The sequence below is a fragment of the Paenibacillus campinasensis genome (assembly GCF_002272015.1).
GTDB lineage: Bacteria > Bacillota > Bacilli > Paenibacillales > Paenibacillaceae > Paenibacillus_AQ > Paenibacillus_AQ campinasensis.
Genome location: NZ_NPBY01000047.1, coordinates 69,093 through 92,530, shown reverse-complemented (window position 1 = coordinate 92,530; position 23,438 = coordinate 69,093). Strand labels below are relative to the sequence as shown.

Genomic DNA, 23,438 nt, shown 5'->3' with positions numbered 1-23,438 from the left:
TATAATGACATGTATTAAACTCGCGGCCAGGCCGAGTATTCCTGCTGCTGCCGCTGGCCCGCCTTTACCTTGTAAACGCGGCTGGAACCCCGCCGTCAATCGTCAGCAGGCAGCCCGTCGTTTTGGCAGACCTCGCCGATGCAAAAAACGCAATCCCTTCAGCGATATCATGCGGATAAATGTTGACCTGAAGTGTTGTCCGCTTGCGGTAATATTCCTCCAGCTCATCCGGCTCAATGCCGTATGCGGCGGCTCTTTCATTGCGCCAGCCGGAATTCCAGATCGCCGATCCTTGAAGAATCGCATCAGGCAGCACCGTGTTCACCCGGATGCCGTATTCCCCGCCTTCGGCAGCGATGCAGCGGGCCAGATGGGCCTCCAGCGCCTTGGCCGAGCTGTACGCCGCTGCGTTCTTCCCTGCATACACGGAGTTTTTCGAGCCGACAAACACCATGCATCCGCCGATATCCTGCTGCTTCATCAGTTTGAACGCCTCTCTGGCCACCAGGAAATAGCCGGTGCCAAGCACGTTCATATTCAAATTCCATTCCTCAAGCGACGTTTCGTCAAACGGACTGGAGGTCGCAAGCCCGGCATTGTTCACCACGATATCAATGCCGCCGTAGGCAAGAACGCTGTCGCGGTATGCCGCCTGCACCGCTTCCTCAACGGTGACATCCATGGCAACGGCAAGCGCACGGTTCTCCCCGAACTGCTCGTTAATCTCCTCGGCGACCTTTCGGGCCCCTTCCGCGTTCAGATCAGCGAGCACGACATGGGCGCCCTCCGCCACCAGCCGGCGGGCGGTAGCGCTGCCAATCCCCCCTGCGCCGCCTGTAATGAAGGCAACCTGCCGCGAGAATTCCGCTTCGGCCGGAGCCAGCGTCAGCTTATACAGCTCAAGCGGCCAGTATTCCACATTGTAGGATTCGTTCTCGCTGAGCGAGACAAACTGCCCGAGTGCCGTCGCTCCCCGCATCACAGCAATTGCCCGATGATAGAGCGCCCCGCTGACTTTGGACATCGCCCAGCTCTTCCCGGTGTTGACCATGCCGATACCAGGAATAAGAATGACGCGCGGAGCGGCTTCAAACATGACGTCGCCTTCATGCCGGTTGCGCTGGAAGTAGGCTTCGTAGTTGCTTTTGTAATTCTGTATGCCTTCGATCAGCTTCTGGCGAAGTCCTGCCTTATCCTCCGGATCCGGTGTCCACTCAATGAAAAGCGGTGTCATCTTCGTATGTACCAGGTGATCCGGGCAAGCTGCGCCAACCTGGGATAACTGTGCAGCGTCGCGGCCGCATACAAATTCCAGCACATCCGCCTCATCGTCAAATGACAGAATCATGCGTTTGCTGTCGCTAACCGCGCCGCGGATGATCGGCATGATCTCGGCTGCGAGCGACCTGCGGATCTCTGCCGGCAGCGCCTCGACCACCCGTCCGCCGAACGGCTCCTTGCCCTCGCTTCTGGCGGCGATAAAGCTTTCGGCTTCATTAATGATATCAATCGTCTTGGCATAACATGCTTCCGAGGTGTCCCCCCAGGTGACCAGCCCGTGCTTCTCCATAAGCACAAGCTCCGCCTTCGGATGGTTTCTGACGCCTTCCGCAATCATCTTCGATAGCGTAAACCCGGGGCGAACATAAGGGACCCAGACAAACCGGTCGCCGAAAATTTCCGCAGCCAGCTCCTGCCCGTTATGAGCACAGCAGAGGCTGATGATCGCATCGGGATGGGTGTGATCCACATGCGGGAACGGCAGAAAAGCATGCAGCAGCGTCTCGATCGATGCCCGCGGATGCTTCGCATCCACCATGCAGTGTCCCAAATAAGCAACCATCTCTTCATCTGTCATCGATTCGCGCTCCAGCAATGGCCGGATGTCCTCGAGCCGGAGCGCCGTGAAGTTGGCCGCCTTCATCGATGCCAGATCCGAGCCGCTGCCCTTCACATACATCACTTCAACCTCTCTGCCGCGAAAATCCTTGATCGTCGTTTTGCTGGACGTGTTGCCCCCGCCCCAGTTGCACACCCGCCGGTCGGCGCCGATCAGATTGGACCGGTAGACAAGTTGCTCAAGTGTTCCGCTGGCCAGTGCCGCCTTCGATTGTTCCCATAAATTCTGAACCATGTTTGTCTCTCCCTCCGCATCAGAACATCGTATTTGTTTTGTTTGTTTGTATCTTATCACGCCCGTTTATTTTTGAATAGGTGTATTTTTAAAGATTTACAAAACTCAATAATTGATTGTTAGCGATTTCAAAACTTCCGTTTTTGTTTGTTTGAATAAACCTGGACTGGGATCGGGGTAGCTGCTCCGTCTCTGGAACGAGCTCAAATCCATCTTTAGCGCCTTCGATATTCATTCCTCAGACCGTTCAGCCCTGCGCTTGCCGACGCTAAAGTGAAGTTATCAAATCAGGCGAAGGGTGAGAGGAAGAACATGCGATTCTATGTATTGAAGCAGGAACAATGGCTGATCTATACCGGACTGCTCGGCATGCTGCTGGCGGGCATATGTGCCGTGTGGGTCCTTGTTAACGGAGCGGCCGTCGCCCCTTACGGCGATGTGGGCAAAGCCTTCTCGTTCAATGCGGCTTTAGGCATTTTTTTGCTGTCCACAGCGATGATTATGCCGTATTCGGGAATGAGTTCACGAAAGAAAATGGTGTTCACATCCATCTATATTATGCTGTCGCTCTTTAGCTATTTCGTGGAGACCGTACAGCATTTCCGGGGCGTAAATCCCCGCTTTCCGCAAGGCAGCGGCGTTTTTGACCTCACGATGGCGGCGGTTTTTGCTGTTGTAGCTATTCTGCTCATCCTGTTCTACCTCTGGGCTGCGGTTCAATACTTCAAGCGCAGCGTGTATGAAGCGAATCCCGAGTTGGCCATCGCGATTCGGTATGCCATGGCTGCCATCACCTTGTCGTTTGCTGCGGGTATAGGGATTGTATTGAATCAAGGACGTGAGATCGGGACGGGCGGCAATATGATCTGGCTGCACGGAATTGGATTCCACGCGCTGCAGTTCATGCCTTTGGTCTCATGGCTATCCGTGAGAAAAGCGGCAGATGATCGACGGTTAAGACATCGTATGCTTCATCTGTCAGGTATCTCGTTCCTGCTTGGTCTGGCCGCAATGGGCTGGCAGACGCTGCTCGGATTGTCCATATTCGAGTGGGCCATTCTGCCATTAACCGCGGTTTTATGCTTCCTGGTGGCGCTTATTCCTGTTGCGCTTTTCATGCGGCGCACCTATACCTCGAATACAACCTATTCAGGCTGACGGACTTCTTGTGATTCCTTCCATGAAGCTGGCAGTTCTCTTGAGTCAATCAAAAAACAGGGCAGCCGGAGAACCCTCCGGATGCCCTGCTTGCTTCGCACCTTTGGCTTAGATGAACAGAAACGGAATAAGGAACAATAAGGCGATGGCTTCCCAGGCCAAGAAGTTGCCGCCACCCCAGTATGGCGAGTAACCTCCGTAACCATATCCATATCCCGGACCGAAGGCCGAGGTTGCTGCTTTGCTGCCTTTGGATGATTTGGATTTTTTAGAAGGGCCGCCCTGTTTGCCTTTGGCAGACAATACCGAGGCTGTCGGATTCACAAATTCGATCTCCAGGCCTTTGTCATGTACGCCGCGCAACGTGCCCACGACTTCTGTTCCGTCTTGGAGCACTGCGCATACATGTTTGCCGACATACCCTCTGCATGAATCTGCCGAAAGCGGAATTTGCTGCACGATGATTCCTCCTCCCCCAGAGTTTATGTATTATATTCCCCTAGAAGAGAAGGCGGCATAGCTATTTGACCAGCCGGTGAAAAATCCGCAGTGCTTCCATTCGATAAAACCCGCTCCTTCCGGAAAGCGGGCTTTCAAACTGCTGTAGATTGGTTTTTTAAATTTGCCAGCTGAGTGCATATTCGAGGTGCGTCTCGCCCCCGATGACAATCTCCTTCTGCTTCGTCACTTCCCCGCCCATCGCACGGTAAAATTGAATCGCCGGGTTGCCATCCAGCACCCAGACGAGCAGCGTCGAGAACCCTTTCGCCTTTAAAATATCAACCATGCGCTTGAACAGCTGTCTTCCCCAGCCTTGCCCCTGGATTTCCTCCAGTAAATAGACGGCATACAGCTCACCGTCCTCAGCCTGTTTGTTATCCCGCTCCATGCCGAAACTCATAAAACCATAGATCTTCCCATGCTCGTCCGCAATGACCAGCACATCTTCATCCTCACGCAGATTGGCCATCATGCGCCGCCAGCCCTCCACCCGCTTCTCCGCTGATAAGGACTGAAGATACTCGTCAGACACAATTCCTTTATAGGTCGTTCTCCAGCTCTCTACATGAACCACGGCGATGCCTTCGGCATCACGGATATCCGCTTGTCTGATCTCCATCCTCATCCCCGCCTAATCTATATTTCACAATAGTTTACCATATTAATGAAGGCTTAGCTTCGGCAAATCTGCTCATATCAAACGTCCGTGCTTGGCCTCCAGCAAAGCATGCCGCTCCCGGGGAATGAGCGAACTTCCGATCGCGCTTGCCCCTATGATTTCTGGGAAATCAACATAGTAAAAATCCGCCCCGGAACTTCGGGGCGGATGGATGTGCTGCACATGCGTATTGCTATTCTTCGATAAGCTGTCCCAGAGACACGTTCAGCTCATGCTCTGGATCATCGAGCGGATAAACCCGGGCAGTATCGGTATGTTCGTCGACATGCTGAATATAGACAGGGACCCCGCTCAGCGTTACATTGTGCATAATCGGGGATGCGGCGATTTCCTGGGCACGTTGTTTGTTCATCGTTGTCTCTACCTCCATCAGGTCTGATCAAGGTTAGTATGGTTATTACGACCCGGAATATACCGCTAAAGAGCTTCCTGCGAATCGATCAATTACGTTTCCTTTCGATTCAGCTCGGTCACCGGCCATGCAGTGCAGCAGCCGACAGCCTTCTGATCCCGGTTTATGAATCCAGCGTATACGCCGGCAAGTCCAGAGGCAACGGACGCGGGGCGTCGCTTGTGCTGCGCATCTGATAGAACTTGCCCTCGTCTGATGAATCGTGGAAGGCCCACATCGCTTCCAGTACGTGGTAGGCGAGCTCGCCGCTGGCACGGTGCGCACGTCCGCTTCGAATCGCATACGCCATGTCGGCCGGGCCGATTCCTCTTGTGTTCTCGCTATATCCTGGCAGCAGCGGCTCCTCGGTCCATTCCGACTCCCCGGTCAACCGGTATAACACCGGGCCGCCGAAGGTGTTCGGATCGGGAACGGACAATATGCCCTGCGTGCCGTAAATTTCGATCCGGGGAAGATCGCTGTCACCGAAAATATCGAAGCTCGTAATGATGGTGCCAATCGCACCTTCCTGGAATTGCAGCAGCCCGGCCACGTGAGTTGGAATGTCTACCGGCACCTTCTGCCCGTATTTCTTCTCGCTTGTGATGGTGCGTTCAGCAAGGGCAGCCCCTGTCATGCCGGCAACACTCCGGATGGGACCCAGCAGCTGAACGAGCGCGGTAAGATAGTATGGCCCCATATCAAACATCGGCCCCCCGCCAGCGGCATAATAGAATTCCGGATCCGGATGCCAATGCTCATGCCCGCGGCTCATCATGAAGGCGGTAGCGGCAACCGGCTTGCCGATCCGCCCTTCTCTGACCAGCTTCAATGCCGTCTGAATGCCTGCGCCGAGAAAGGTTTCCGGTGCGCATCCGACAAGCAGCCCTTTCGCCTTGGCCGTCTCCAGCACCTTAAGCCCTTCTTCCCGGGTGACAGCGAGCGGCTTCTCCACATACACATGCTTGCCCGCCTCAAGCGCAGCCAGATTAATCGCGGCATGCTGGGCTGGTATAGTCAGATTGATCACTAGCTCGATCTCCGGATCAGCCAGCAGTTCCTCCGTCGTATAGACGTTCGGAATTTGGTACTTGGCAGCCTGCTCTTCCGCACGGGCGCGGTCGATATCGGCGCATGCCCACAGCTCCAGAATATCGAACTTATGGCAGTTCTCCATATAGATGCCGCTGATTTTACCGCAGCCGATGATGCCTACTTTTACTTTTTTCATCTTGGTTTCGTCTCCTTCTGCCGTCGATTACTGGCTGTCTCCCATTCCGGTATATCCTTCACCATGCGTGAACAGGGACACATCGCGGCCAGCGGCGAGCGCTTTGCCTTCGGCAGCCCACAGCAGCCCGCGGCGCATCAGCTCCTTCACCTGCGGCATATCCACGATATCAGCATGATGCCCGAGCGAGTTGTAATAGACTCGTCCGAAGCCCCAGCGCTTCGTCCAGACAACCGGCATATCCACCGATTTATTCAGCATATGCGGTCCGGGCGCTACCGGAAATCTTGTCGTCGCCAGCACCTCAACCGCTGGATCGACATGAAGATAATACTGCTCGGAAACGACGTTGAAATCCTCCATGCCATCCACCAGCGGACTAGAGCTTTGCTTGATTTCGACCTTGTATGTGACACCGTCATTGCCCGGATGCGCTACCCATTGCCCCCCGGTCATGAACTGCCAGTCCACATTGTTCCGGAAGGCATCGCACATGCCGCCATGGCAGCCGGCCAGTCCGGTTCCGCGCTGCACGGCGTTCGACACGTTGTTCACTTGATCCTGGCTGATCTCGCCCATCGTCCATACCGGTACAATCAGATCCAGTCCGAGCAGCTTCTCCCCGTCATTAAATGCATCCAGCGTATCCGATACCTCAACCTCAAATTGTTCCTCACGCAGCAGCGATGCAAAAATGTCCGCTACTTGCCGGGGCTCATGTCCGTCCCAGCCTCCCCATACGATCAGCGCTTTTTTCATTGGTCAGCTCTCCTTTGTTATTGTTCTCTCCAGCGTGTAGTCTCTCCTCATCCCGTTACATTTCGGACAGCGGAACCCACCGCCGCTCCTCAATCGATTTATCCACCGCTTCAAGCACCGCCTGGCACTTGACGCCGTCGCGGAAATTCGGCTCGGGCTGGCGCCCCTCGGCGACAGCATTCGCCAGTTCAAGCACCTCATGCGTGAACGTGTGCTCAAAGCCGATCGTATGGCCCGGCGGCCACCAGGCATCCATGTAATCATGAGCCGGGTCCGTAGCCAGAACGCGTCTGAAGCCCTGGACATCCTCATCATCGTTGGTAAAATACACCTGCAGCTCGTTCATGCGCTCAAAGTCGAACTTGATGCTGCCGAGACTGCCGTTAATTTCGAAGGAGTTCGTACAGCGGTGACCAGCCGCAAAGCGGGTCGCCTCGAAGCTTCCAAGCGCGCCATTCTCGAAGCGGGCCAGGAACAAGGTGGCATCATCAACGGTAACCTGCCCTTTCGGACCGTCAGCGCTGCCTGTGGCGCTCAGGCCCGTCATCTCGCTGGCCAGCGGCCGCTCCTTGATGAAGGTTTCGCTCATGCCGATCACCTCTGCGATATCGCCGACCAGATAATGGGCCATATCAATGATGTGAGCCCCCAGATCGCCGTGAGAGCCGGAGCCGGCAATATCCTTCTGAAGTCGCCATACGAGCGGGAACTGCGGGTCCAGAATCCAGTCCTGCAAAAACCAGCCGCGGAAATGATAGATCTTGCCGAGCCTGCCGCTCTCGATAAGCTTTTTGGCCAGTTTTACGGCCGGGGAAAATCTATAGTTAAAGCCAACCATATGCACGATGCCGGCTTCCTCAGCTGCCTGGAGCATTTCCCGGGCATCCGACAGCGTGAGTGCCAGCGGCTTCTCACAGAAGATATGCTTTCCAGCCTTGGCTGCAGCAATTGCGATTTCCTTATGCGCATCGCTTGGCGCGTTGATATCGATCAGGTCGATGTCATCGCGAGCGATCAGCGCTTTCCAATCGGTAACGCTTTCATTCCAGCCCAACTGGGTGGCCGCTTCCTGCACCGCCGCTTCGTTACGGCCGCAGATGGCCACCATCTCCGGCTTCAGTGCATCCGGAAAAAACATAGGCACACTGCGGTAAGCGTTACTGTGCGCCTTGCCCATAAATTTATAGCCGATCATTCCAACTCGCAATTGTTTCATGAGAATATCCTCCTTTACATTGTACGATTCAGGGAAGAAGCACGGACAACCAGTTCGGTCGGCAGCTGTAAGTGCATCCGCTCCCGGCGATCTGCCGGACCGCCTTGCTCCTCAAGCAAACGAAGCACATGCGATGCCGCAAGCTCGCCAAGCTGATAGAATGGAACCCGCACGCTGGTCAGCGGAGGATCGGACATCTCCGCCGAATCGGAATCATCATAGCCGACCAGGGCTGGCATATGCTCCGGCTTGACGCCTCGGGCGCGCAATCCTTGCGACAGACCGATGGCCATCCGGTCATTCGCCGCGAACACCGCGTCGATTCCCGGGAGAAGCGGAGCGATAAACTCTGCCGCAGCGTGGCCGCTCTTCCGGCTGAAATTGCCTTCGAACAGCAGCGACTCATCCGGCGTAATGCCGGCTTCATCCAGCGCCCGGCGGTATCCGGCCAGTCGGTCACGGCTGTTGGAATATACGTCCGGTCCGTTCAGGAAGGCAATTCGGCGATATCCGGCCTGCAGCAGATGGCGAACGGCACGGTAGCCTCCTTCGGCATGATCGGCGTCCACCACGTGGAAGTTCTCGCCGTCAAAGCGCTGATTGATCAGACAGTACGGATGTCCCCCCTGATCCAGCTCGCGTATCGCTTCCCGCTCGCCCAGCTCGTCCTTCGCGCCGAGAATAATGCATGCATCCACCTTCCGGGACCGGAACAAGTTCATATAGTCCATCGTCCCGCCCGGCTCCCGAAACAGCATCAGGAGATCATACTTGTTCGCCTGGGCACGGCTTCCGATTCCGCTTAGAATTTCGGAGAAATAATAGGCGGAGAACAGTCTGGCCTTCGGAACGTACGGCATGACAACACCGAGATGGCCGCTTCGGCGCGTAGCAAAGCTCCTGGCGATGGCATTCGGCGTATAGCCAACCTGCCGCGCTGCAGCCAGCACCCGCTGCCTCGTCTCTTCCTTCATCGGGCCCACCCCGTTCAGTACACGTGAGACGGTAGCTTCCGATACGCCGGCGATCTGTGCAACTTCTTTACGGCTAGCAATAATGCATCATTCCTTCAGCAAATAATGTACGCGCGTACATTTTCTCATGCGCCCCTTGTTAAGTCAACTGCTTTTCCGAAAAAAACAGAGGTGTTTCCACAAAAAAATTTAGATTGCTAAAGTGCAAACAGATGTGGTAATCTGCTACAGATACTTACTAAACACGTTTAATAAGTCGTGTATATACCACCGGATAGGAGAACGAAACCGCGATGATCACCGAGCAGCAAACGAACCGCCCTGCGGGGCGCAAGCTGAACAGGACCTACATCCTGCATCTGGCTACGATTTTTCTGGGATTTATTATTTTTGGCATCTCCGAGAACATCAAGGGGCCGGCCATTCCACGCATCCAGCTCGATTTCAATCTGAATGAAATGCAGATCGGCACCTTGCTGTCGCTCAATGCGCTCGGATACCTGATCGCCTGCTCGTTCACGGCCATTTTGACGCGCAAGATCGGGATTAAATGGGTGAGCATGCTCGCTTTTGGCACGATGGCGATATCCGGGATATTTATTTTTTGGGCCCATAGTTATTCCTGGTTTTCAGCTTCCTATTTCCTGATGTATATCGGCAACGGGATGCTTGAAATCGGCCTCGCTATTCTGTCAGCACGCATCTTTGTCAGAAATACCGGCACGATGATGAATTTATCCCACTTCTTCTACGGCATCAGCTCCACGGTCGCCCCGATGATTGCAACGGGACTGATGACCGTTACGATAGCTGGTCATACACTGGACTGGCGAGGGATGTATTTTGCCATGCTGATGCTCTCGGTGCTTCCGATGATTCCGGCTGCCATGAGCAAGTTTCCAAGCGATGCCCCGGATGATGCAACAGGCCTGCAGCGAATTCCGCTGAAACAGCTGGTCAAGGACCGGGCGCTGTGGCTGATTGTCCTTATTCTGTCCTTTGGCGTCGTATCCGAGATGGCCGTTGGAGGCTGGCTCGTCAATTATCTCGAAAAGTCCTACCGCTGGGAGCCTTCGGCCGCAGCCGGCATGCTGTCCGCGTTCTTCCTGTGCTTCTCTGCCGCGAGGCTGCTGCTCGGCCCGATCACGGACCGGATCGGCTTTACTCTGTCGATCATCATCTTGTCCGGTCTAACGGGGGTATGCACCTTTGCCGCCATCTTCGGAGGCGAAAGCTATGCCTTTCTGTTTGCGGCAGCAGGGATCGGGATTGCCCCGATCTATCCGACGGTGATGGCGCTGATTGCCAGACGCTATCCGAGAGAGAGCGACACCGCCATCACCTTCGTGGTGACGATGATGGGCATCGGCAGTGTCATCGGTAACTATCTGATCGGGGCGATTACGAATGGCTTTAAGCAGCTGTTCGGGCAGGATACCGAGCTGGGCCTGCTGCGGGGCCTTCAGGCCGGTTACGGCTTCATCGGACTGTGCGCGCTGCTTTGCTCTGTTTTTGGCATGATGCTGTACCGTTATCTGAAAGCACGCAAACAGCTGATATGATTCATCACATAAAGACATAAGGAAAGCCTGCCCCCATTATCTGGGAGGCAGGCTTTCGATCTGCTAGACGGCGGCTGTCGCTGCAGCCCACCGGTCCTGACCGGGATACGGGCAACGCTTCTCAATCAGCTTCGCTGTAATCTGCACGATGCAGCCGCACAGGGTGCAGGTGGTCCCGCTTTGAAGCTTCGGGCACGAGGAGCAGGCGTTTAGACGCGCCTCGTATTGATCGTTCGGCACACAGCGCTCTTCGCTGAACATCGGGGAGGACAGCACACGCTGGATCTGTTCCTCCGTTACCTTGTACTCTTCCCTGCAGCCCTTGCAGCCGGATTCCTGCTGCCGCATGCTTCCCCCTCCTTTACCCGGCGCTCAACTCCAGCACCGTGACCGACATCGGGGCCAGCTTGGCGCGAAGCGTCTGATCTTCAACCTCGAAGTCGGTGAAGGCTGCCGGCTTGACGTTGTCTGCCGCCTCAAACGTATTGTGAGCATCCGGCGCTCCCGCTGTCAGCTGACGACCGCTCACTTTGGACAGCGATCCCTTCAAGCCTCGCAGAGCCACTGACACTTCCGCCTTCGACGCGTGGCTCAAGTTGCACAAGCTGACGTTGATTTTGCCGTCTTCGGTTCTGGACGCCGACACCGATACATGCGGAATCGACTCTCCGTCCATCTCATAGGCACCACCGCTGTAGTGTGTGTCAAGACGCTCGGCATCCTGGTGCACTTTATACATTTCAAACACATGATAGGTTGGGGTCAGCAGCATCTTCTCCCCTTCCGTCAAGATAACCGATTGAAGCACGTTCACAATCTGGGCGATATTGGCCATGACCACCCGGTCATTATGCTCGTGGAAGATGTTGAGCGTAAGTCCGGCCACCAGCGCATCGCGAATCGTATTTTGCTGATACAGAAATCCAGGGTTCGTTCCCGGCTCCACATTATACCAGGTGCCCCATTCATCCACGATCAACCCGACCCGCTTGTCCGGATCATACTGATCCATAATGGCGGAGTGTCTTGTGATCAGCTCGTCCATATACAGCGCCTTCTTGAGCGTCTGGAACCATTCCTGAACCGGGAATCCGGTCGCCGCCCCCTTATCCGACCATTCTCTAGGCACGGTATAGTAATGCAGACTGATCGCATCCATAAAGCGATGCGCCTCTCTCATGACCACTTCCATCCAGCGGTAATCGTCAACGTTCGGACCGCAGGCAATTTTATAAATGGTATTATCGCCATAATTCCGCACGTAGGTCTGATATTGTCTGTACAGATCCGCATAATACTCTGGCCGCATGTTGCCCCCGCAGCCCCAGTTCTCGTTGCCGACCCCGAAATATTTCAGCTTCCACGGCTGCTCCCGGCCGTTCTCCTTGCGCCAGTCCGCCATCGGAGACACCCCATCAAAGGTCATGTACTCCACCCATTCGGACATCTCCTGAACCGTACCGCTTCCCACGTTGCCGGATATGTAAGGCTCGCATTCCAGCAACTCGCACAGGCGAAGGAATTCATGCGTGCCGAAATGGTTGTTCTCCACCACGCCGCCCCAGTGGGTATTGATCATCGATTTGCGCTGCGACCTCGGTCCCACGCCATCCTTCCAATGATACTCGTCGGCAAAACAGCCGCCCGGCCAGCGCAATACGGGGATATTTAAATTCTTAAGCGCTTCCACAACGTCGTTGCGGATCCCTTCGGTATTCGGAATCGGCGAATCCTCTCCGACCCAGATTCCTTCATAGATGCAGCGTCCCAAATGCTCCGAGAAATGGCCATAAATATTGCGGTTAATCTTCCCTCTTGTTACATCCGTATTAATCGTGATTTCATGACTCATCGCTTCTTCTCTCCTCACGTTTTCTTTTTTACACATTTAATTAAAACAATTCATCATTTACTTAAACAAATAATAACGCCGACATGATGCATTCGTCAACCGAAAATATTAAACGTTTTCAACCCGGCCACATGGATGACAACTCGGCAAATCGAGATCCATTTTATGTATTTTTCTCCAGGGATACGGTTACTTTAAAAGATGAACTTGGCATACTGGACAACCATGGGCCAATCCAAAGCCCATCATCAAGAAAGGTGGTTACACATATGAACAGGAACAATCTGAAACTGGCAGCGCTGCTGCCTTTGCTGTTAATCCTTGCCCTCGGATGCAGTCTTCCTGCATTTGCAGAAGCGCTGTCTGCGCAGAATCCGAAAGAAACAATGCCGTCAGTCCGGTCACAGCAGCCGGGGGGCCATCCGCATGCAGAAGGGAAGCATGGCAAATGGTTCCGGGCCTTGGCTGACTATGTGAAGCTGGAACCGCAGGTGCTGAAAGAAAAGCTGAAAACTTCTTCACTGGCTGAAATCGCCAAGCAACAGGGCATTCCCCGTGAGCAAATCAAGGAAAAAGTGATGGAAATCATGAAGGATCGCGCCACTTCCCATCCATCCACATCCGGAAAAACGGTGGATTACTCCGCCGCAGCGGATCGGCTGCTTGATTCAAAAGGCGGCTGGCATGCGCGGGCGTACCACTACGGCAAAGCGATGGCCGACAGCAACGAGCTTGCTAGGCTGTTAAAGATGACACCGGAGCAGCTGAGACAACAGCTTCAGGCAGGCAAAAGCCTTGCCGAGATTGCCAAAGCGCAGGGCGTGCCGGTACAGGACGTGATCGATTTCCAGGTCAAATCCATTACGCAGCGCCTGGACCAGAAGCTGAAAGACGGAAAGATCAGCAAGGAAAAATATGACGAGCGCATCGCCAAGCTGAACCAGTTTGTGACTGATTTTGTACATGGCAAGCTGATGTACCCGAAGCAGCCCCCGGCCGGCCATCACAGCTGATGCCGGAAGCATGGCGCTACGGTTCGCGCTGAGGCGAAGGTGAAAACCACAGTGCCTGATTGCACCGCGGAATACGTACAAGCCGCGACCATTAGAAAAAGCTGCCCGCGAAATCCGGAGAACCTCCTCCCTGTCCTTCAGACAGTGGCCGGTCCCGGTCGCGGGCAGCTTTCTGTTATGCTGATCGTTATGGCGTGTCAGATTATTTTATGGAATGTACTGCTGGATCACTTTGACAACCACACCGTCCTTGACGGTGATGTGATACGGAAACCACTTCATATCTACAAGCTCATCGTTGGCGAACAGCTCCCCAAAGCGTGACAGGGCTACTTTCTCATTCCAGACGATTTGCACATCTTCCCACTGGCCTGTGCGATCATAAATTTGTAGCAGAATCTCCGCATGCTCATCCACTGGCAGTGTTATATGCTCCTCGGTATCGTTCACGATATAATAACCGTCCGGCGCTTCTGTCATCTCAGGATCCTGTACCCGCTCGCGGAACACCTTGTCCGCTTCCTCTCCTTCATACCAGGTGATCGGATCCACATCCAGGTACAGCTGACCACCCCGGATGTCGAGGGAGTGAATGTACACCGCCTGCTGGTTGGAAGCTTCCGGAACAGGCTCATAGCTATTGCTTGACGCCATTCCTGAGGTGGTTGTCATCATGAGCACAATGATAGTGAACAATACCATTCTCCATGCTGATTTTTTCATTTCCCGTCGTCGCTCCTTCACGTTGGGATGTGATTGATAGGTCTAATATGGGCAGGCTTTGCCTTCAGAAAAAATTACCCGGAGGCTGGCCGTCTCAAACGCGCCTTTTATAAGTATATGCATCCTTATTATATGATCTGATTTCCGGAATAAAGGTTTCAGATTGTTATAATTTACATGACAATATTTCAATCTTCGTCCAGGAGCAGCCGTACTGGGGGCGGGGGATTGTATATTAAAACGCAAAAAAGACCGGTCTCTGTGCAAGAGGCCGGTCAGCTTGCAAGCGATTAGCTTGTGAAAGCTTGCGTAAGTACTGGGACGATCTGGGATTTCCGGGAAACGACACCTTTCAGAAGCGCCTTGTTATCAGACAACGTGACATTGTAGGCCTTCTCAACCGCCTGTGACCCTTTTCCAAGCGCGAGCGCAACCGAATCATTGTTCAGGATGTCGGTTACTACAAACACAAACAGATCGAGATTTTTGTCAGCGATGATTGCGTGGATTGCATCTTCCAGCTCAGCTTGGCGGGACAGCACATCGTTGGTATCCACCGTGTTCACCTGGGCGATCTCCACTTTCGCTTCTCCCATCTGGAATTCTTTTGCATCCAGCGACAGCAGCTGGGCGATCGTTTTGTCGCTGACATCCGCACCGGCCTTGAGCATGCTCAGGCCATAGCTTTCCGCATCCACGCCTGCGATTTCGGCAAGCTCGCGCGCAGCGGCAACGTCTTCCTCCGTGCAGGTCGGGGATTTGAACAGCAGCGAGTCCGAGATAATGGCGGATAGCATAAGTCCGGCGATCTCCTTGCGAATGGCCACGCCTTTCTCCTTGTACAGCTTGTTCAGAATCGTCGCTGTGCAGCCGACAGGCTCAGCACGATAGTACAGCGGCTGGCTTGTTTCAAAATTAGCGATCCGGTGATGGTCAATAACCTCCACCACGCGCACTTTATCGATATCGCTAGCGCTTTGCTGGCGCTCGTTATGATCGACCAGGATGACTTCCTCCGCCTCATTCGCTACCGTTTCAACCAGACGCGGCGCTTCCACCTTGAAATAATCCAGTGCGTAACGCGTCTCTCCATTCACTTCGCCCAGACGTACAGGCTCGGCGGACAGACCCAGTTGATTTTTCAGATCCGCATAGGCAATCGCAGAACAAATCGTATCCGTATCCGGATTTTTGTGACCAAAGATCAATGTTTTTGCCATGTATACTGCTCCTTTCATTCTATTCATATTCCTCTTCGACCTCGATAAAAGAGGCTCACCTATCTGATTATAGCGTTAAAATCTACTTATTCCAATTCCTTTACAGAGAATTTTTGTCCTTCTCTTCAACCAGCACAATTTCCGGCTCCGGAACAAAGCCGAATTCCTTATGGACAGCCTCGGTAATGAGATTAATCAGATAGATGACATCCGCGGCGGTCGCCTGATTGTAATTCAAAATCATGTTGCCATGATGCGGCGAGATGATCGCTCCCCCATGCTCCGTCCCTTTCAGGTTCAGCTTGTCAACCAGGAAGCCTGTCGCAACACCGTAATCATAATTGTTCTTAAACACCGAGCCGCATGATGGATAATCGAAGTGCTTCTTGCCTGTACGGTAGCGGATAATATCGAGCATCGTTTGCGGTGTCTGAATGCCCCGTCCGGCCAAAGAATGGATCTCTCCGAGGAAGAATGAAAAGAAGCTCGGCAACGAAGACGGGTGACTCCCCCGGGCCTTCCACTCTGCCAGCAATACAGCGGCGGTTCTCACCTGTTCCTCGGAGCTGACGCAAAGCTTCAGATCCGCTCCGAGCACGATCCAGGGATGCTGCTGAAAGATCGATTGCTTGTAAGCAAACCGGCAGTCCTCGGCAGAAATGGAACGCACCTGAAGCGAAGGGTCCTCGGTATCGATATAATAGACAACATCCACGATGTCGCAAATTTGCTGTGCATTGTATTTGGCATTCATATAAATGCCAGCTCCCAGGCATCCCGGCAGCAGGAATGTGAAATCCAGCATATCGGTTCCGCCAACGAGTCCGAGCAGCGATAACAATGACATCGGCGTGCCCGCAGATACATACCACCGATCTTCGTTCGCCTTGATCTCCGCCATATTTTTCAAGGTGATAAACACCGTGTCCCTCCCCGGTTCGTCCGGAAAAAGAATGTTGGAGCCCATGCCAAAGATAAACCAGGGCATTCCGCGCCGCTTGCAGTCCTGCAGCAGCTCGGCCAGTTCCTCGCTCGTCTCGGGCATAGCCAGATAGTTGGCGTTACCGCCGATGCCATATGTTGAAAATTTCGCCAAAGGGACATTGCGCCTGCACAGTCGCTCTACAGCGGAATTATGTACATTCATATTGTCTGTCACTCCCTCTACCGCCCGCTTGTTGGGACAGTTTCTAATCCATTGCGGGATGCTACATCATTATGATGCAACACCTTGACCGGTGTCAATCTGAGCCGTCACAAGCGACAGATTAAACAAAAATCCCTTGAAACGGCAGCGAGCTGCCCGTCTCAAGGGATCTGCAGAACATCGTATGCTTAAAGCATCATATCGTACCGAATTATTCCAGAAAGTCCTTCAGCCGCTTGCTCCGGCTCGGATGACGCAGCTTGCGCAGCGCCTTGGCTTCAATCTGGCGAATCCGTTCCCGGGTAACGCCGAATACCTGACCGACTTCCTCCAGGGTACGGGTTCTTCCGTCCTCGAGCCCGAAGCGGAGGCGAAGCACATTCTCTTCACGCTCGGTGAGCGTATCCAGCACTTCCTCCAGCTGTTCCCGCAGCAGCTCGAACGCTGCCGCGTCTGCCGGAGCAAGCGCGTCCTGATCCTCGATAAAATCGCCAAGATTCGAATCGCTCTCTTCCCCGACCGGGGTTTCCAGCGATACAGGCTCTTGGGATACCTTCTGTATCTCTCTGACCTTCTCCGGACTGATGTCCATCTCTTTAGCAATTTCCTCCGGCGTCGGTTCGCGCCCCAGCTCCTGCAGAAGCTGTCTTGACACTCTGACCAGCTTGTTGATCGTTTCAACCATGTGAACCGGAATCCGGATGGTTCTGGCCTGATCCGCAATAGAACGCGTGATTGCCTGACGAATCCACCAGGTTGCGTATGTGCTGAATTTGAACCCTTTGGAGTAGTCGAATTTCTCAACTGCCTTGATCAGACCCATGTTGCCTTCCTGGATCAAGTCAAGAAACTGCATGCCTCGGCCTGCATAGCGTCTGGCAATGCTGACGACGAGACGAAGATTGGCTTCCGCAAGCCGGCGTTTGGCGTCCTCGTCCCCCTGCTCTATTCGTTTCGATAATTCCACTTCCTCATCTGCCGAGAGAAGGGGAACACGACCGATTTCTTTCAGGTACATACGAACTGGATCGCTGATCTTGATGCCTGGCGGAAGCGATAGATCATCATGAACGGAAAAATCTTCTGCTGGAGAAGCTGCCGTTTTTTCCGCCTCTTCCATCTCACGTTCCAATGCAAAATCCGCACTCTGACGGTTTTCCATTCTATGCCCCCCTGTTGACATTCCCAATATTTTGTGCTAATCTAATATTAGATTATTATGACAAATGCCCAATAATTATTTACCCCTCATTCTATCATGTTTTCGATTTTTTTTCAACATTTTAGTATAATTAATGAACCATCATAACCCGATCTCTTCCTGAGATCGGGTTTTATCATGTTATAGGAAGCGCCAGGCCTGCCTGAGCCCGGACCTATTTAATGGCCTTGCGCACCGCTTCCGCCTCGCTGTTCAGCCTGTTGATATCCGGGATCGGCACTTCCTCGTGATCCAGATTGTACTTCTGCTTCAGCGCCAGAGTGGCTAGAACCCTGTCATCGAGCATCTGCTCGGATATGCGCCCCGATTCAACCGCCTGCTGCAGCGCCTTGATGACAGCCTCCTCCTGGGCATAATCATGCCCGACCATGACGATATTGCTTCCGGCTTCTATCGAGGCCACAGCCGCCTCGCCGATGTCCGCGGTGGCGGCAACAGCGCCCATCGTCAGATCATCCGTGATGACAACGCCGGTAAAGCCAAGCTCCCCGCGCAGCAAACCGGTAATGACCGGCTTGGAGTAGGACGCAGGCGTATCCGGATCGATGCTTTCCATCAGCAGATGGGCCACCATGACCACATCGGCTCCTTGCTCGATCGCCTGCTGAAACGGCACCAGTTCGATCTCGTGCAGACGTTCGAGACTATGCTTTACAACAGGCAATCCGATGTGGGAATCAACCGCGGTATCGCCATGGCCGGGAAAATGTTTCACCACCGGCACGACGCCTTCGCGCTGGATGCCTTTCATCGATGCGATGCCGTGCTTGGCCACTCTGTCCGGCGTCGTACCGAAGGAACGGTCGCCGATGACCGGATTGTCCGGATTGCTATCCACATCCAGCACCGGTGCATAGACCATGTTCAGCCCCAGCGAGGCCACCCTTGCCCCTATGAGCGAACCGAAGGTTTCGGTAAGCTCGCGATCCCCCTTGCCGCCGACGTCGCGGCTTGACGGCAGTTTCACATACGACTCGGGGAAGCGGGTGACACGCCCGCCTTCCTCATCGATACTGAGCCACAGCGGAACCGGATTGTCGGCATTTTCCCTCTTCAACTCATTGATGAGCCCTACCGCCTGTTCCATGCTATCGATGTTATCCCTGAACAAGATAATGCCGCCGATATGATCGTCTCGGATCAGGCGGCGGGTGGTCTCATCCATCTTCGTCCCGTCGATGCCTACCATGACGAGCTGGCCGATCTTCTCATCAAGCTCAAGGCGGCTCAGTTCGGCTGCAGCCTGGAGCATAGCATCGGAGTCCGGGCCTGAACCGTTGTCTTCCCCTTCATCCTCAACAGGTGCCAAGTCATCGCTTCCGTTCCCCGCATCCTGCTCACCGGGCTCTTCCGGCGAAGAGGACTCCTGCCCTGACGTATCTCCGCCGGCCCCAGACTCAGACGCCTCGTGCGGGGCATCTGTCGCTCCCGTGCCTGAGCTAGCGCCCCCAGCGCAGCTGCCGAGCGGCACCAGGAGGACAACAAGCAGCAGCCAGGACGCTATCGACCATTTCCTGAACATCTTGTCCCCGCCCCCTCTCGCACGCAACTTGCGATGCTAATGTGCTGCTTCTTACCTTGTATGATTGCGAATCCATGACATGGCGATCGTTCCTTCACCGGCATGAATGCCGACCACAGGAATAAAGGTCATAATCTCCGTCTGCAAGGATGGATGGGAACTGGTGATCTCCTGCTCCATCTGCTTGGCCTCTTCCTCATTGTTGGCATGCATAATACATACTTTGCGGATTTTCTTAATATCCTCCTTCAGCACGTCCATCATACGCTGGCGGGCTTTTTTGAACGTCCGAATCTTCTCTGCAACAACGATCTTCCCTTGATCGAAGCGAAGCAGCAGATGGATGCGAAGCAGCTGGCTGACCGCAAGCTGTGTGCCGGATACACGGCCGCTGCTGTGCAGCCGGTGCAGGCTCGCCGGAATCAGATAGAACCGCAAATTTTGCACCATGTTCTGGATCTTCTCCTTAATAACCCCTACCGTATCTCCCTGCTTGTACCATTCGATGCCGGATTCAATCATTTCACGCAGCGGGAATGCGCCTGCTTGGGAATCAATCCCGACGACATTCACTTCAGCGATCTCTGCTGCCTGCAAGGACGCATGGAGAGTACCGCTAAGCTCCGATGAACAATGGATGGCAATAACATCATCGTACTTGTCCTTCAATTGCTCGTACAGCTCGATAAATTCGCCGACTGGCGGCTGCGAGCTGCTGATTTTGCTTTCGTTCTTCATTTTTTCATAGAAGTCTTCTGCTGAAATGTCAATGCTCTCTCTGTACACTTCCTCCCCCACGATCAATCGTAACGGGACGATATACACGTGGTTATCCCTGGCAAAAAAAGGATCAATGGTGCAAGTGCTGTCGGTCACCCATGCAATGGATCTCATAATTGCTGCTCACGTCTCGCTTTCATTATTCATCTACGGCATCTGAAATGATACCGCTTTAAACAACAATGATAGACTACCCGGGCCAAGCATGCAAATGGAAAACATTAAGCCGCCTCGAAGCCTCGGGCTAAAGAGGGCTGGTCGGGCGATGATAACTCGTCACGCCTCTTACCAGCAGTGTTGCATTTTTCCTTTCCCCTCCATACAGAAACTGTTAAAATATAAAGGTTGCTGCAAACAGGAGGCATTCATCATTATGAAACTATTACATCAGTCAGCGAAAGATTTGAAACAATGGCCCCGAAATATCAAGCTGTTTTTCCTGGCCAACGTGCTTTACCAGATCGGAACCGGCATGTTCAGCGTGCTCTACAATCTGTACATACAAAACCTGGGGTATGATGACTCCATGAACGGTACGGTCGTCAGCGTTCAGTCGCTGGCAACGGCCCTTATGTTTATTCCTATCGGATTCATGGGAGACCGGACAAGCCGCAAAAACATTCTGGTGCTCGGCGCACTGCTTAGCGGTGCCGGACTCATTGTCCGCTCATTTCTCGAAAGCGAATGGAGCTTGCTCGGACTTGCGATTTATACCGGACTGTTCTCTTCCTTCTTCCAGGTGCTTGCCATTCCGTTCCTGGCGGAAAACACAACCAAAGCGGACCGGATGCGCATCTTCAGCATTCACGCCTCGCTTGTGCTGGCATCCCAGGTGCTGGGCAGCATGGGCGGCGGATTTCTGGCCGACTTCCTGCAAGTGCTCGGGTTAAACCGAATCGACAGTCTGAAAATCTCGCTATTTATCGGCGGAACGGCCACCTTTCTGGCTTTTATTCCATTGTTGTTCACAACCGAGATGAAGAAGAGCGAACAGCGAAAATCCGAACCGCCTAAAGCTGCGGCAGACGCTGCCCCCAATCCGCAGCTACAGCTGCAGGATCGGCGCGGCGAGTTCAAGATCATCGGTCAATTCGCTGCCACCCAGCTGCTTATCGGGCTAGGCTCAGGCCTCGTCGTGCCTTACCTGAATCTATATTTTACGAACCGGTTCTCCGTCTCCTTGTCGGCTGTCGGCATCCTGATCTCACTCGGACAGGTAATGACCATTGTGTCCATGATGATCGGACCGACACTGGTGAACCGCATCGGAGCGATCAAAGCGGTCGTCTTCTTCCAGGTGCTGTCCCTGCCATTCTTGCTGCTGACCGGCTTCACCAACATATTGTTAGTGGCGTCGCTCGGATTCCTGTTCCGGCAGGCCTTGATGAATGCAGCCAATCCGATTCAGGCGTCCATTCTGATCGACCGGGTGCCTGACCACCGCAGAGGCATTGCCAACTCCATCACCCAAACGGCGTTCATGCTCGGCTGGGCGACGATGGGGCCTGTTCAATCCTCGCTGGTGACAACGTACGGCAGTTATTGGGGCTATGCCATTACCTTCTGCATTACGGGCGTGCTGTATGTCGTATCATCCATCCTTTATTACCGGTTGTTTCGCGAGCGGAAGGACCCCTCCGTCTCCACGACCGCCGCACTCTAGCGGCGCTTCACGCGCGGCTTTCGTTACTGCTGGGGAGCATGTCTTCGAATGTAATAGCTCTCCAGCTTGCGGCTGAGCACCAGCGACACGATAATGAAGGCCAGCACGCCTACCAGCTTGAACGGCTGGGACAGCAGATCCGACACATTCGCTCCAATATAGGATACGCAGAACACCATAATCCCTTTCCCAAGCGTAACAGCCAGCAAGTAGGACATGATGTTCATCCGGGCCAGACCGGCAGCAATGTTGACGGCAACGAACGGCCCGACTGGCAATATGCCTAGCAGAAATACATAACTGAATCCGTTCTCCTGAATCCAGAGCCGGCCTCTTTGCACCTTCGGCTTCGCTGCCCAGCGCTCAATGAACGCCGAGGAGGACACCTTCCGGACGATGAGAAACGTCGTCAGACAGCCTGCAACCATCCCGATCCAGGAATATAGAAATCCCGGCCACATGCCATATACAGCAGCATTGACCCCGACGATGACAATCGTGGGCAGCGGCGGGATGAAGGACTTGAGAAAGGTAAGCAAAATGCCCGGCAGCGGGCCAAGGGAACGGAAATTTTCCAGCCATAGCTCCAGGTTGCTTTCTGTGAAATAAGACATGATATCCATATTACCCAACGATATATACAATGAATCCACCCATTTCTCTGGACAATTTCTTCTAGTATAAAGGAAAAAGATCCCCGGGTCCTACAAAAAAATCACGTTCGTATTAGGGTGCGCATTCAGTCACCAACAACAACAGCGCCCGAAGGGCTGCCACAAGCCGTGGCCGTTCTTCGGGCGCTGTTCCCTGGTTCCAGTGACTTCGTTATTGGTTTTCCTTACCTTTCACTTCGCAGGTTTCATCCGTGCATACTCCGCCATCCCCGTCCTCATTGACGATGACGAGCGGATTCGACTCCGCATAAGCCCGCTGAAGGGCATCTGTGAACACTTCCAGCGGCTGGGCGCCGGACACGGCATACCGGCCGCCGAGCACAAAGAAGGGCACGCCCCGTACGCCCAGCTTGGCCGCCGCCTCTTCGTCAGCACGAACCTCGGTGCTGAACGCCTCGCTATCCAGCACAGCGGCCGCTTCATCCCGGGACAAGCCGACTTCGGCGGCAAGATCGGCAAGGACCGCCCGGTCCTGCAGGTTTTGCCCTTCCGTAAAATAAGCCTTGAACAAGCGCTCCGTCATTTCCTTCATCACACCGTGCTGGGACGCATAATGCGCGAGCCGGTGCGCATCGAAGGAATTTGCCGGCACGGCTTGATCCATGCGGTATTCGAGACCGACGCTTGCTGCCTGCCGGGTCACATTCTCATTCGCTGCTTTCGCTTGTTCGATGGACATGCCGTACTTGCCGCTCAGCAGTTCATCCAGCGTCAAGCCCGGCTTATAATTGGCGTTCGGATCAAGCTCGAAGCTGCGATAAACGACCTGAACCTGATCCCGATGAGGAAATTGCTCCAGCGCCTGCTCAAAACGGCGCTTGCCAATATAACAAAACGGACACCCATAATCCGACCAAATCTCCACTTGCATCCCGAAGGCCCCCTCTTTTTTCACATAAAATTCAAAACGATCCGCTTACTAATTGTAACCTTCTATCCGTCCTACTGCAATGGCTTCCGGCTATCCTTCACATCTGGTCTGCTTCGAGCCGAAAAGCAGGTGATGTAATCAGGGTC

The 23,438-nt window shown here is 54.0% G+C and carries 22 protein-coding genes; 4 read left to right on the top strand and 18 right to left on the bottom strand.

Annotation, left to right across the window (positions count from 1 at the left end):
• Positions 1-64 precede the first annotated feature (64 nt).
• Complete coding sequence (locus CHH67_RS16325) at positions 65-2,134, bottom strand: bifunctional aldolase/short-chain dehydrogenase (protein WP_095266265.1); 2,070 nt, start codon at positions 2,132-2,134, stop codon at positions 65-67.
• A gap of 327 nt (positions 2,135-2,461) precedes the next feature.
• On the opposite strand from CHH67_RS16325, the gene CHH67_RS16320 reads away from it, so the two are divergent.
• Entirely contained in the window at positions 2,462-3,292 is an 831-nt protein-coding gene (locus CHH67_RS16320; protein ID WP_244908221.1) for a hypothetical protein, read from the top strand.
• Positions 3,293-3,400: 108 nt separating this feature from the next.
• On the opposite strand, the gene CHH67_RS16315 is transcribed toward CHH67_RS16320, so the two are convergent.
• The 7 genes from CHH67_RS16315 to CHH67_RS16285 form a co-directional block, all read right to left on the bottom strand.
• The gene (locus tag CHH67_RS16315) at positions 3,401-3,751 is read right to left on the bottom strand and encodes a hypothetical protein (RefSeq protein ID WP_095266263.1); all 351 of its coding nucleotides are present in this window, start codon (positions 3,749-3,751) and stop codon (positions 3,401-3,403) included.
• A gap of 157 nt (positions 3,752-3,908) precedes the next feature.
• Positions 3,909-4,412 (bottom strand): GNAT family N-acetyltransferase, encoded by a 504-nt coding sequence (locus tag CHH67_RS16310; RefSeq protein ID WP_095266262.1) that lies wholly within the window; start codon positions 4,410-4,412, stop codon positions 3,909-3,911.
• 232 nt (positions 4,413-4,644) lie between these two features.
• Entirely contained in the window at positions 4,645-4,824 is a 180-nt protein-coding gene (locus CHH67_RS16305) for an H-type small acid-soluble spore protein (protein WP_095266261.1), read from the bottom strand.
• Positions 4,825-4,987: 163 nt separating this feature from the next.
• On the bottom strand, positions 4,988-6,094 hold the full coding sequence (locus CHH67_RS16300) for a Gfo/Idh/MocA family protein (RefSeq protein ID WP_095266260.1): 1,107 nt from the start codon (positions 6,092-6,094) through the stop codon (positions 4,988-4,990).
• Positions 6,095-6,121: 27 nt separating this feature from the next.
• Positions 6,122-6,853, bottom strand: a complete 732-nt coding sequence (locus CHH67_RS16295) for a ThuA domain-containing protein (protein ID WP_095266259.1) — start codon at positions 6,851-6,853, stop codon at positions 6,122-6,124.
• A gap of 55 nt (positions 6,854-6,908) precedes the next feature.
• Positions 6,909-8,069 (bottom strand): Gfo/Idh/MocA family protein, encoded by a 1,161-nt coding sequence (locus CHH67_RS16290; protein WP_095266258.1) that lies wholly within the window; start codon positions 8,067-8,069, stop codon positions 6,909-6,911.
• Positions 8,070-8,083: 14 nt separating this feature from the next.
• Positions 8,084-9,124: a LacI family DNA-binding transcriptional regulator gene (locus CHH67_RS16285; protein ID WP_095266257.1), complete on the bottom strand. Its 1,041-nt coding sequence runs from the start codon at positions 9,122-9,124 to the stop codon at positions 8,084-8,086.
• A gap of 212 nt (positions 9,125-9,336) precedes the next feature.
• Between CHH67_RS16285 and CHH67_RS16280 the strand changes: the two genes are divergently transcribed.
• Positions 9,337-10,605: an MFS transporter gene (locus CHH67_RS16280; protein ID WP_095266256.1), complete on the top strand. Its 1,269-nt coding sequence runs from the start codon at positions 9,337-9,339 to the stop codon at positions 10,603-10,605.
• A 63-nt stretch (positions 10,606-10,668) separates the two neighbouring features.
• Here the strand turns inward: CHH67_RS16280 and CHH67_RS16275 are convergent, their stop codons facing one another.
• Both CHH67_RS16275 and CHH67_RS16270 read right to left on the bottom strand, forming a co-directional pair.
• Positions 10,669-10,953, bottom strand: coding sequence for a DUF6171 family protein (locus CHH67_RS16275; protein ID WP_095266255.1), 285 nt, complete (start codon positions 10,951-10,953; stop codon positions 10,669-10,671).
• 13 nt (positions 10,954-10,966) lie between these two features.
• Positions 10,967-12,457, bottom strand: a complete 1,491-nt coding sequence (locus tag CHH67_RS16270; protein WP_095266254.1) for an alpha-N-arabinofuranosidase — start codon at positions 12,455-12,457, stop codon at positions 10,967-10,969.
• Between the two features lie 269 nt (positions 12,458-12,726).
• On the opposite strand from CHH67_RS16270, the gene CHH67_RS16265 reads away from it, so the two are divergent.
• The gene (locus CHH67_RS16265) at positions 12,727-13,470 is read left to right on the top strand and encodes a hypothetical protein (protein WP_095266253.1); all 744 of its coding nucleotides are present in this window, start codon (positions 12,727-12,729) and stop codon (positions 13,468-13,470) included.
• Positions 13,471-13,677: 207 nt separating this feature from the next.
• Here CHH67_RS16265 and CHH67_RS16260 read toward each other — a convergent pair whose 3' ends face one another.
• The 6 genes from CHH67_RS16260 to CHH67_RS16235 form a co-directional block, all read right to left on the bottom strand.
• Positions 13,678-14,193, bottom strand: a complete 516-nt coding sequence (locus tag CHH67_RS16260; protein WP_095266252.1) for a hypothetical protein — start codon at positions 14,191-14,193, stop codon at positions 13,678-13,680.
• 290 nt (positions 14,194-14,483) lie between these two features.
• A complete protein-coding gene (locus tag CHH67_RS16255; protein WP_095266251.1) occupies positions 14,484-15,413 on the bottom strand; it encodes a manganese-dependent inorganic pyrophosphatase in 930 nt (309 codons plus the stop codon).
• 100 nt (positions 15,414-15,513) lie between these two features.
• Entirely contained in the window at positions 15,514-16,560 is a 1,047-nt protein-coding gene (locus CHH67_RS16250) for a UDP-N-acetylmuramate dehydrogenase (protein WP_095266250.1), read from the bottom strand.
• Between the two features lie 211 nt (positions 16,561-16,771).
• Positions 16,772-17,680 carry an RNA polymerase sigma factor RpoD gene (gene rpoD / locus CHH67_RS16245; protein ID WP_230875876.1) on the bottom strand — a complete coding sequence of 303 codons (909 nt, stop codon included), beginning with the start codon at positions 17,678-17,680 and terminating at the stop codon, positions 16,772-16,774.
• 256 nt (positions 17,681-17,936) lie between these two features.
• Positions 17,937-19,304 carry a beta-N-acetylhexosaminidase gene (gene nagZ, locus CHH67_RS16240; protein WP_095266248.1) on the bottom strand — a complete coding sequence of 456 codons (1,368 nt, stop codon included), beginning with the start codon at positions 19,302-19,304 and terminating at the stop codon, positions 17,937-17,939.
• Between the two features lie 51 nt (positions 19,305-19,355).
• Positions 19,356-20,198 (bottom strand): DegV family protein, encoded by an 843-nt coding sequence (locus CHH67_RS16235; RefSeq protein ID WP_095266247.1) that lies wholly within the window; start codon positions 20,196-20,198, stop codon positions 19,356-19,358.
• A 259-nt stretch (positions 20,199-20,457) separates the two neighbouring features.
• Between CHH67_RS16235 and CHH67_RS16230 the strand changes: the two genes are divergently transcribed.
• The gene (locus CHH67_RS16230; protein WP_095266246.1) at positions 20,458-21,747 is read left to right on the top strand and encodes an MFS transporter; all 1,290 of its coding nucleotides are present in this window, start codon (positions 20,458-20,460) and stop codon (positions 21,745-21,747) included.
• A gap of 23 nt (positions 21,748-21,770) precedes the next feature.
• Here CHH67_RS16230 and CHH67_RS16225 read toward each other — a convergent pair whose 3' ends face one another.
• Both CHH67_RS16225 and CHH67_RS16220 read right to left on the bottom strand, forming a co-directional pair.
• Entirely contained in the window at positions 21,771-22,361 is a 591-nt protein-coding gene (locus tag CHH67_RS16225; RefSeq protein ID WP_095266277.1) for a TVP38/TMEM64 family protein, read from the bottom strand.
• A gap of 211 nt (positions 22,362-22,572) precedes the next feature.
• Positions 22,573-23,292 carry a DsbA family oxidoreductase gene (locus CHH67_RS16220; protein ID WP_095266245.1) on the bottom strand — a complete coding sequence of 240 codons (720 nt, stop codon included), beginning with the start codon at positions 23,290-23,292 and terminating at the stop codon, positions 22,573-22,575.
• Positions 23,293-23,438 lie beyond the last annotated feature (146 nt).

Excerpts from the sequence above, each read along its gene's own strand:
- CHH67_RS16325 (WP_095266265.1), bottom strand. The coding sequence starts at position 2,134 with ATGGTTCAGAATTTATGGGAACAATCGAAGGCGGCACTGGCCAGCGGA.
- CHH67_RS16310 (WP_095266262.1), bottom strand. The coding sequence starts at position 4,412 with ATGGAGATCAGACAAGCGGATATCCGTGATGCCGAAGGCATCGCCGTG.
- CHH67_RS16305 (WP_095266261.1), bottom strand. The coding sequence starts at position 4,824 with ATGAACAAACAACGTGCCCAGGAAATCGCCGCATCCCCGATTATGCAC.
- CHH67_RS16300 (WP_095266260.1), bottom strand. The coding sequence starts at position 6,094 with ATGAAAAAAGTAAAAGTAGGCATCATCGGCTGCGGTAAAATCAGCGGC.
- CHH67_RS16295 (WP_095266259.1), bottom strand. The coding sequence starts at position 6,853 with ATGAAAAAAGCGCTGATCGTATGGGGAGGCTGGGACGGACATGAGCCC.
- CHH67_RS16290 (WP_095266258.1), bottom strand. The coding sequence starts at position 8,069 with ATGAAACAATTGCGAGTTGGAATGATCGGCTATAAATTTATGGGCAAG.
- CHH67_RS16280 (WP_095266256.1), top strand. The coding sequence starts at position 9,337 with ATGATCACCGAGCAGCAAACGAACCGCCCTGCGGGGCGCAAGCTGAAC.
- CHH67_RS16275 (WP_095266255.1), bottom strand. The coding sequence starts at position 10,953 with ATGCGGCAGCAGGAATCCGGCTGCAAGGGCTGCAGGGAAGAGTACAAG.
- CHH67_RS16270 (WP_095266254.1), bottom strand. The coding sequence starts at position 12,457 with ATGAGTCATGAAATCACGATTAATACGGATGTAACAAGAGGGAAGATT.
- CHH67_RS16265 (WP_095266253.1), top strand. The coding sequence starts at position 12,727 with ATGAACAGGAACAATCTGAAACTGGCAGCGCTGCTGCCTTTGCTGTTA.
- CHH67_RS16260 (WP_095266252.1), bottom strand. The coding sequence starts at position 14,193 with ATGAAAAAATCAGCATGGAGAATGGTATTGTTCACTATCATTGTGCTC.
- CHH67_RS16255 (WP_095266251.1), bottom strand. The coding sequence starts at position 15,413 with ATGGCAAAAACATTGATCTTTGGTCACAAAAATCCGGATACGGATACG.
- CHH67_RS16250 (WP_095266250.1), bottom strand. The coding sequence starts at position 16,560 with ATGAATGTACATAATTCCGCTGTAGAGCGACTGTGCAGGCGCAATGTC.
- rpoD (WP_230875876.1), bottom strand. The coding sequence starts at position 17,680 with ATGGAAGAGGCGGAAAAAACGGCAGCTTCTCCAGCAGAAGATTTTTCC.
- nagZ (WP_095266248.1), bottom strand. The coding sequence starts at position 19,304 with ATGTTCAGGAAATGGTCGATAGCGTCCTGGCTGCTGCTTGTTGTCCTC.
- CHH67_RS16235 (WP_095266247.1), bottom strand. The coding sequence starts at position 20,198 with ATGAGATCCATTGCATGGGTGACCGACAGCACTTGCACCATTGATCCT.
- CHH67_RS16230 (WP_095266246.1), top strand. The coding sequence starts at position 20,458 with ATGAAACTATTACATCAGTCAGCGAAAGATTTGAAACAATGGCCCCGA.
- CHH67_RS16225 (WP_095266277.1), bottom strand. The coding sequence starts at position 22,361 with ATGTCTTATTTCACAGAAAGCAACCTGGAGCTATGGCTGGAAAATTTC.
- CHH67_RS16220 (WP_095266245.1), bottom strand. The coding sequence starts at position 23,292 with ATGCAAGTGGAGATTTGGTCGGATTATGGGTGTCCGTTTTGTTATATT.